Annotated in this window: 8 protein-coding genes; 5 read left to right on the top strand and 3 right to left on the bottom strand. The window is 61.1% G+C overall.

Annotated elements, in window-relative coordinates; all coding sequences use genetic code 11:
* Window positions 1-121 precede the first annotated feature (121 nt).
* From AW06_RS09680 to AW06_RS09670, 3 genes are read right to left on the bottom strand one after another with little or no spacing between them, the layout of a single operon-like run.
* The gene (locus AW06_RS09680) at window positions 122-1,705 is read right to left on the bottom strand and encodes a type I restriction-modification system subunit M (protein WP_034949183.1); all 1,584 of its coding nucleotides are present in this window, start codon (window positions 1,703-1,705) and stop codon (window positions 122-124) included.
* A 12-nt stretch (window positions 1,706-1,717) separates the two neighbouring features.
* Window positions 1,718-2,206, bottom strand: a complete 489-nt coding sequence (locus AW06_RS09675; RefSeq protein WP_034949181.1) for a GNAT family N-acetyltransferase — start codon at window positions 2,204-2,206, stop codon at window positions 1,718-1,720.
* Window positions 2,175-2,486 carry a DUF1778 domain-containing protein gene (locus tag AW06_RS09670; protein WP_034949198.1) on the bottom strand — a complete coding sequence of 104 codons (312 nt, stop codon included), beginning with the start codon at window positions 2,484-2,486 and terminating at the stop codon, window positions 2,175-2,177. The genes AW06_RS09675 and AW06_RS09670 overlap by 32 nt, the downstream gene beginning before the upstream one ends.
* Before the next feature lie 154 nt (window positions 2,487-2,640).
* On the opposite strand from AW06_RS09670, the gene AW06_RS09665 reads away from it, so the two are divergent.
* The 5 genes from AW06_RS09665 (at window position 2,641) to AW06_RS20325 (ending at window position 7,325) form a co-directional block, all read left to right on the top strand.
* Complete coding sequence (locus tag AW06_RS09665) at window positions 2,641-3,393, top strand: DUF3489 domain-containing protein (protein WP_273704572.1); 753 nt, start codon at window positions 2,641-2,643, stop codon at window positions 3,391-3,393.
* A gap of 631 nt (window positions 3,394-4,024) precedes the next feature.
* Window positions 4,025-4,945, top strand: a complete 921-nt coding sequence (locus AW06_RS20330) for a hypothetical protein (RefSeq protein WP_273704571.1) — start codon at window positions 4,025-4,027, stop codon at window positions 4,943-4,945.
* Window positions 4,946-5,117: 172 nt separating this feature from the next.
* Window positions 5,118-5,333, top strand: a complete 216-nt coding sequence (locus tag AW06_RS09655; protein WP_034949179.1) for an AlpA family transcriptional regulator — start codon at window positions 5,118-5,120, stop codon at window positions 5,331-5,333.
* Window positions 5,334-5,464: 131 nt separating this feature from the next.
* Window positions 5,465-6,970, top strand: coding sequence for a hypothetical protein (locus AW06_RS09650; protein ID WP_273704570.1), 1,506 nt, complete (start codon window positions 5,465-5,467; stop codon window positions 6,968-6,970).
* Window positions 6,971-7,157: 187 nt separating this feature from the next.
* Entirely contained in the window at window positions 7,158-7,325 is a 168-nt protein-coding gene (locus AW06_RS20325) for a hypothetical protein (protein WP_273704569.1), read from the top strand.
* Window positions 7,326-7,328 lie beyond the last annotated feature (3 nt).

Here is a 7,328-nt window from a genome sequence, read left to right as displayed (position 1 = left end):
GCGTGTGTCTAAACTTCAGTTTTTGTAATTCGTGTTCCGAAATTCAGTTTGATGACGCGACCGATCTCGCGGAACTCTACGCCATCAGGACATAATCGCGTGATGAGCTCGTCAAGCTGGCTCATTCGCTTTCGCCCTCCAGATCGGCCACAATGGCATCGATCTGCGTCCGCAATTCCGCCTGCCGCGCCACGATGCGGGCGATCTCGGCATTGAGCGCGGCGATGTCGACGGCTTCGCTGGTGTCGGCCTGTTCGACGTAGCTGGACACGGCGATGTTGTAACCGTTGGCGGCAATATCGCCGTTGTCCACCAGCCGGGCGAAGTGGGCGATGTTCTTGCGCCCGGTGTAGGCATCGAGGATCTTTTGATGGTGCTCGGGCAGCAGCTTGTTCTTGTTGCCGCTGCGCACGAACTCGGCCGAGGCATCGATGAACAGGGTGGCGTTGTCGTGCTTGGATTTCTTCAGCACGATGATGCAGGTGGCGATGGTGGTGCCGAAGAACAGGTCGGGCGGCAGCTGGATCACGGCATCGACGTAGTTGTTGTCGATCAGGTACTGGCGGATCTTCTGTTCGGCGCCGCCGCGATAGAGCACGCCGGGGAATTCGACGATGGCCGCCGTGCCGTTGACCGCCAGCCAGCTCAGGATGTGCATCGTGAAGGCCAGATCGGCCTTGCTCTTGGGGGCGAGCACGCCGGCCGGGGCGAAGCGCGGATCGTTGATGAGCAGCGGATTGGCGTCGCCATCCCATTTGATCGAGTAAGGCGGATTGGAGACGATGGCTTCGAAGGGCTCGTCATCCCAGTGAGCCGGGTCGGTGAGGGTGTCGCCGTGAGCGATGTCGAACTTCTCGAAATTGACGTCGTGCAGGAACATGTTGATCCGGCACAGGTTGTAAGTGGTCAGGTTGATTTCTTGACCGAAGAACCCTTGGCGCACCTTGTCGTGGCCCAGCACCTTGACGAACTTGAGCAGCAGCGAGCCCGAGCCGCAGGCGGGGTCATACACTTTGTTGACTTCGCTCTTGCCGACCACGGTGATACGGGCGAGCAGTTCGGAGACTTCTTGCGGGGTGAAAAACTCACCGCCGGATTTACCGGCGGTGGATGCGTACATCGTCATCAGATATTCGTAGGCGTCGCCGAACAGGTCGATGGTGTTTTCCGTAAACCCGCCTTCGGTGCTGGCCAGTGGCAGGTCGCCGATGGCGTCGAGCAGCTTGACCAGTTTTTCGTTCCGCTTGGCCACGGTGGGGCCCAATTTCGAACTGTTCACGTCGAGGTCGTCGAACAGTCCCTTGATGTCGTTCTCCGAGTCGCTGCCGGTGGCCGAGCCTTCGATGTCGGCAAAGATGCGGGATAGGGTTTCGTTGAGGTTGGCGTCATGCCGGGCGCGGGCGCGCACATTGGCGAACAGCTCGGAAGGCAGGATGTAGAAGCCTTTTTCCTTCACCGTCTCGACGCGGCCGAATTCGGCATCGGCATCGCTCAAGCGGGCGTAGTCGAAATCAGGCGTACCGGCCTTGCGCTCCTGCTCGTTGAGATAGCTGGCCAGGTTTTCCGAGATGAAGCGGTAGAACAGCATGCCGAGCACGTAGGTCTTGAAGTCCCAACCGTCCACGCTGCCGCGCAGGTCGTTGGCGATGCGCCAGATGGTCTTGTGCAGTTCCGCCCGTTCAGCTTCTTTGTTGTTGTTGGCCATCTCACCCTTCGATCATTCTTGTTCTGTGACCCTTGCCGACAGGAACAGCAGCAGCGGATTATCCGGCGCGACCGCGAAACCGAAACGGCGATAGTAGCCGGCTGCCTGCTCATCGAGCGCATCCACGAATAGGCCAATCCCTCCCGCCTCGGCATGGATGCGCCGCGCCCGCGTCAGGGCATCGACCAGCAAGAGTTCCCCCAGCCCCTTGCCCTGGAATTGCCGGTCGACCGCCAGCCGGCCAAGTCGCACGCCGGGAATGCGGCGCGGCAGTTTCTTCCGCCAGGCATCCGGCAGATGGCGGTTTTCCAGTTCGGCCAGGGTCAGCGCGTAGTAGGCGCAAATGCGGGTCGGTTCGTCCTCACGGACGGCGACGAAGGTTTTCGACAAGCCCTTGTCCTGATGCTGGCGCGCGACCTGCCGCAGCCAGTCGTTCAGTTCCCGGCGGCCACAGTCGAACCCCTGCCGGTCATGGCTCCCAGCTAAAGGTAGTACCTGCATCGTCTCGCTTGGCTTTCTGATAACGCTTCATGGCGGCCTTCAACTTGGCGTTCGGCTTGGGCGGGTTCTCCATCAAGTCGAGCAACCAATTCCAGTCGCGCGGACTTAAGCGAATAACCTCTTCACGCTCGATCACTTCCTGGGCCTCTTTCAGCGCAGCCTGCACCAGAAACTGATTGACCGTAGCACCCGTCAATTCGGCGGCACGGCAGAGAGTTTCATAAACCTCGTGAGGCACTCGAGCGCCGATGCGATCCTGTTTGGCAATGGCGGTTCCCATCATCACCTCCTACGTTGATCTGATTGCCCAGTGTATCACTGTCGCCAAAATGGCGCCAACAATTTTTCAATGACATCACGATCAGATTCCGCTTGGCTTCCTGATCGAACAGCGCGTTCATGGTGGCGTCGTCAATCACCACCTGGAGCCCACGATGAACGCCAAGCCAACCGCCCTCGACGCCTACCTCGCTCGCACCGCCGCCATCCACGCCAAGTTGGAGCGGCTGCAGCAACTCGCCGACGACCACTTCGGTCACGACCCCGATGCCATCCATTGGGGCCATGTCGGCGACCCCTCGGGCGGGTGGAGGCCGGGCTGGACGAGTTGCTGGCAATCTTCGGCGGCGATGCTGAGTGACGACGCCCATCAACCACCGGAGATCAACATGACCACTCAAGCCAAACTGACCGAAACCCAAACCACCATTCTCAGGGCCGCCGCTGGCCGCCCCGACGGCAACATCGAACCTCTGCCGCCCAACGTGCGTGGCGGCGCCCGCGCCAAGGTCATCGAGGGCCTGCTCACCCGATGCCTCGTCATTGATGCTGACGGACGCCACCTGCTCACCGATGCCGGCTACGCCGCCGTCGGAAAACAGCGCCCAGTCCCCAAGGGTGTCCAGAAAATGGATGCCCCCGATGCCCTCACGAAACGCGAGGCCACCCACGCTCTCCAGAAATTGGAGGTCACCGCACCCACCATCCGCCCCGGCACCAAGCTGGCCGCGATTATCGACGCGATGCGTAACCCCGACGGTGCAACCGTCGCCCAGATGATGGCTGGCACCGGATGGCAGGCCCACACCGTTCGCGGCGCGATCTCCGGCATGGTCAGAAAGCGCCTTGGCTACGAAGTCGCGACCGAGAAGGGGAAGGACGGGCAGAGGGCTTATCGTATCGCCTGACTGCAAACCGCCCAAGGGTCTGCGCGCACCGCAGGCCCTTTTCTTCGGCCAAACTCCAGGGTGGCCGTTTTGCCATTTTTCGACCCTGAAATCGTCGAAAACCCGCGCCAGTGCTGGCTGGAATAGGGGTGTCCGTTTTTCGGTTTCAAGGGGGGTGAATTCAACGCCCACCCTTGGCCGGGGTGCAAACCGCAAACCCTGCAAACCTTGGTTTGCACCCTGACGCTACCGAAGCGCCGCGCTCGCGCCCCCCGTATCGGATTTTGGGAAGGAAGGACCCCTTTTGCCTGTGCATATATCCATCCCTGCGACCATAACAATACGAGTGATCGTCACCATCATCACAACCATCACAGGCAACGGCCCGGCGTGACAGTGGTGATGGTTGTGACGATGACCACCTATTGTTTACGCTGCCAAAAACGGGGATATGTCCGCTACCGTGATCATCACGCCGAGCATCCATACTTCCTCCCGTCGACCATAACAATAGGGATCGACTGTCACCATCATCACAATCGTCACCGGCGTGATGGTCGTGACAGTCGTGATGATGCTCTCTACTTGTTTACATCGGCATGGAAGGGATGCCCCATCTCCGGTAAGATTTCTGTACTGGAACTCACCACCGATGAACTGGCCGAACAACACCTGCGATCCGATCTGGGAACATGCCGACTGGCTGCCGCCAGAGTACATTCTCGACCGCTGGTGCCAGCAAGATGCCCGGTGTCGTTACGCCAAGCAACAGGCCCTGCTCTCGGCCTGCGAGCGGGGCGAGGTTTACTACCGGCGCAGCGACGGCAAGACCTTCGACGATCCGATCCACGAATTGTCTGCGCGCGGCATCCTGCTGATAGACCGTGACAGCTTCGTTGCCTGGGCTACTGCGGTGGATGGCCAAAGCCCGCTGCCAGCGCGTCCGCGCAAGCAGCCACCCTACCCGGGATGGGCCTCGCCGGGCGACTGCCTGTTTGATGAAGAACAGTGGGACTGGGTGCCGGTCACACTACCCATCAGGGCAACCCCACCGGCCCAGCCCACCAATACACCGCCGCTTCCCTTTGACCCACCAGAATGGGTAAAGGAAATGGAAATGCGCGCCACCGAGGCGAAAGCCGCCGCCGCATCTGCTTTGTCCGCCGAGTCCGCAGATGAAGAGAATGAGGATGACGATTGGGACGAGGAACTTGTATCACCAGCCGACGCCAGGCCGGATTACGATACCTATCCGTCCGAAGACGAATTGCGCAAGCTCGGCGTGCCGACCGACGAAATTATCAGTGCCTTCCAAGTTGAAGATACTCGTCACCAGAACGAGAAGTGGTGGAAAGAGCGCATGGGCAATGTCTCGCGCGCCAACAAAGCCCTCGGCGAAGCGCTTGTCCAGAAGGGTCTGAAAAATCGCGGGGCCAAGTGCTACCCCTCGTGGTGGCGGCCTGATCTGGTTGCCCGCTGGCTAATCGATGCAGGTCATTTGGGGAGCTACAAAGTCGCCCCAGTCCTGCGCAAAGAATTCCCGAAGTGGGCCAAACTGTTCGACGAACAGTAGTCCCCGCCGTAGCCCCACCGTATTTCCGGTAGGGGCATATTCCGATTTCCCCACCGTAAAACTCGCCTGAAACCCGCGCCGTTACGGGATCGCCCACCGTAGGGCCTTCCTACGGCGGGACACCGCCTGCCAACCTCCATCGCATTCCAACGCGAAACAGGAGGTTCATCCGATGTCCAAAACGATCCAGCCCAGGCTGATAGTGCTACGCCGCCGCCAGGTCGAGGCACGCACCGGGCTTGGCCGCAGCTCGATCTACGCACTGATCGCCGACGGGCAGTTTCCGGCACCGATCCGCCTGTCCGCCAACACGGTCGGCTGGCTGGAACACGAAATCGACGGTTGGATCGCCGAGCGCACCAAGGCATCCAGGACGGTGATGTCGTGATGGCCGACACCACCCTTTCTCCGGCCCGGTCAGTAGACAGCGACCATCACGATCATCACCACCGTCACATCGGTGATGATCGTGATGGTGGTGACGATGGCGCTCTATTGTTAATGTCGCCAGGAGAGGGGATGCCTGGCGATCCCATCACCATCATCGAAGCCGCCATCGAGCGTCTGCGCGATGACGTCGGTGCCATCGTCGAACCTGCCGTGGTCGCTGCTTTCTCCATCCTGCGCGCCACTGACCTGCCCAACTACCTGCGCCTGCGACACAAGGCCAAGGAGGCCAACAAGGGCTGTCTCGTCACCGAACTGGACAAAGCCGTACAGCAATCGCTACCGAGTGGCGGCGACGAACCCTCGACCATCGACGAACTGGTAGCGCTGGCCCGCGCCCAATGCCAACTCAAGCACGACGCCGACCGCAATGCCGTCGCCGTCATCCCGATGCCGGGCCGACAGGAAGTGTGGCGCGTCTATTCCACCGGCTACGAGGAATGGCTGCGCACCACCTACTGGCGTGCCAAAGAAGCCGGCGTTCCCGAAACCACGATGAAGTCGGCCTTGGCGACGATTGCCGCCGCTGGTATCAATGATGGCGAGCAGATCGACATTCACGTCCGCGCTGCCAAGGACGACGCGGGCTATCTGATCGATCTGTGCGCCGAGCAATGGCGTGCAGTACTGGTCACGCCCACCGGCTGGCAGGTGCTTGACCACTCGCCGGCGTATTTCACCCGCACCCAGTCGATGCGGCCGTTGCCGGAACCGCAGCGCGGCGGCGACATCGGTCTGCTCTGGCAGCACACCAATATCCCGGCCAACCGCCGCGTGATGGTACTTACCTGGTTGCTCGACAGCTTCCGTCCTGACACCCCTTTCCCGGTACTCGAACTGGTCGGCGAACAGGGTTCGGCCAAGTCCACCACGCAAGCTGTGCTGCGCAGTCTGGTCGATCCGAACAAGGTGATGTTGCGTGGTCGGCCCAAGACCGTCGAAGACATCTTTGTGGCCGCCGCCAACAACTGGTTGGTCAGCTACGAGAACCTTTCCGGCCTCACCGCCGAACAGCAGGACGCCTTCTGCACCTTGAGTACAGGCGGCGGTTTCGCTTCGCGTCAGCTCTACACCAATGGTGAAGAGCACATCATGGAAACCAAGCGGCCCGTGGTGCTGAACGGCATCTCCGTGGTCGCCACACGTCCCGACCTGATCGACCGGGTGATCCACGTCGATATGCCGACGATCCCGCCTGAGTCCAGGAAGGACGATGCCGACACGTCGGCGGCTTGGGAGCGTGACCGACCGATGGTATTCGGCGCGCTGCTTGATCTCTTTGCCAATGCCCTGCGCCTCCTGCCGTCGGTGAAACTGGCCCACAAGCAACGCATGGCCGATTTCGAGCGCTTCGGCGAGGCCGTCGCTCGCGCCCTCGGTTTCGAACCGGGCGAATTCCAGCGCCAGTACGCCGAACTGGTGCGCGCCGGCATCGACCGCGCGCTGGAGAGCAATGCCGTCGCGCAGGTGCTCGACAAGTATTTCGAGGAGCGCATTTCGCCGTGGAACTGGCAGGGCACCGCCGGCCAGCTCTACGACCTGCTTAACAACCAGATTATCCCGGATCGCAGCACCTGACCGAAGTCGCCGAAGGGACTGGCCGACCAGCTGCGCCGCATCGCCCCAGCCTATCGCGCCAAGGGCATTGAGATCAGCCATCTCGGCCACAGCCGGGAAGGTGCCCTGTGGCGCATCGCACCGATCCGTCCCTATTCAACCGCCACGCCGCCCGGCGTCGAGGGTGGCATTCGTTATGGAGCACACCGTGAATAAACCCCCTTCCATTTCCAGAAACCTGCACCCGGTTTGGCAGCGCCATTTCGGCATTCAGGCCATCGAGCCCGCGAAGCCTGTGGCCAAGCCACTCAATGCCGGCGAAGCCCTGATCCATGCGGTGCAGAAACTGGCCGCCGCCCACCACAAAACCCAATAGGAG

Origin of the sequence: Candidatus Accumulibacter cognatus (genome assembly GCF_000584975.1) — a bacterium.
Taxonomy (GTDB): Bacteria; Pseudomonadota; Gammaproteobacteria; order Burkholderiales; family Rhodocyclaceae; genus Accumulibacter; species Accumulibacter cognatus.
Note: the sequence above shows the minus strand (reverse complement) of the source record. Positions and strands in the feature narration are given on the sequence as shown.

Excerpts from the sequence above, each read along its gene's own strand:
- AW06_RS09680 (WP_034949183.1), bottom strand. The coding sequence starts at position 1,705 with ATGGCCAACAACAACAAAGAAGCTGAACGGGCGGAACTGCACAAGACC.
- AW06_RS09675 (WP_034949181.1), bottom strand. The coding sequence starts at position 2,206 with ATGCAGGTACTACCTTTAGCTGGGAGCCATGACCGGCAGGGGTTCGAC.
- AW06_RS09670 (WP_034949198.1), bottom strand. The coding sequence starts at position 2,486 with ATGGGAACCGCCATTGCCAAACAGGATCGCATCGGCGCTCGAGTGCCT.
- AW06_RS09665 (WP_273704572.1), top strand. The coding sequence starts at position 2,641 with ATGAACGCCAAGCCAACCGCCCTCGACGCCTACCTCGCTCGCACCGCC.
- AW06_RS20330 (WP_273704571.1), top strand. The coding sequence starts at position 4,025 with ATGAACTGGCCGAACAACACCTGCGATCCGATCTGGGAACATGCCGAC.
- AW06_RS09655 (WP_034949179.1), top strand. The coding sequence starts at position 5,118 with ATGTCCAAAACGATCCAGCCCAGGCTGATAGTGCTACGCCGCCGCCAG.
- AW06_RS09650 (WP_273704570.1), top strand. The coding sequence starts at position 5,465 with ATGCCTGGCGATCCCATCACCATCATCGAAGCCGCCATCGAGCGTCTG.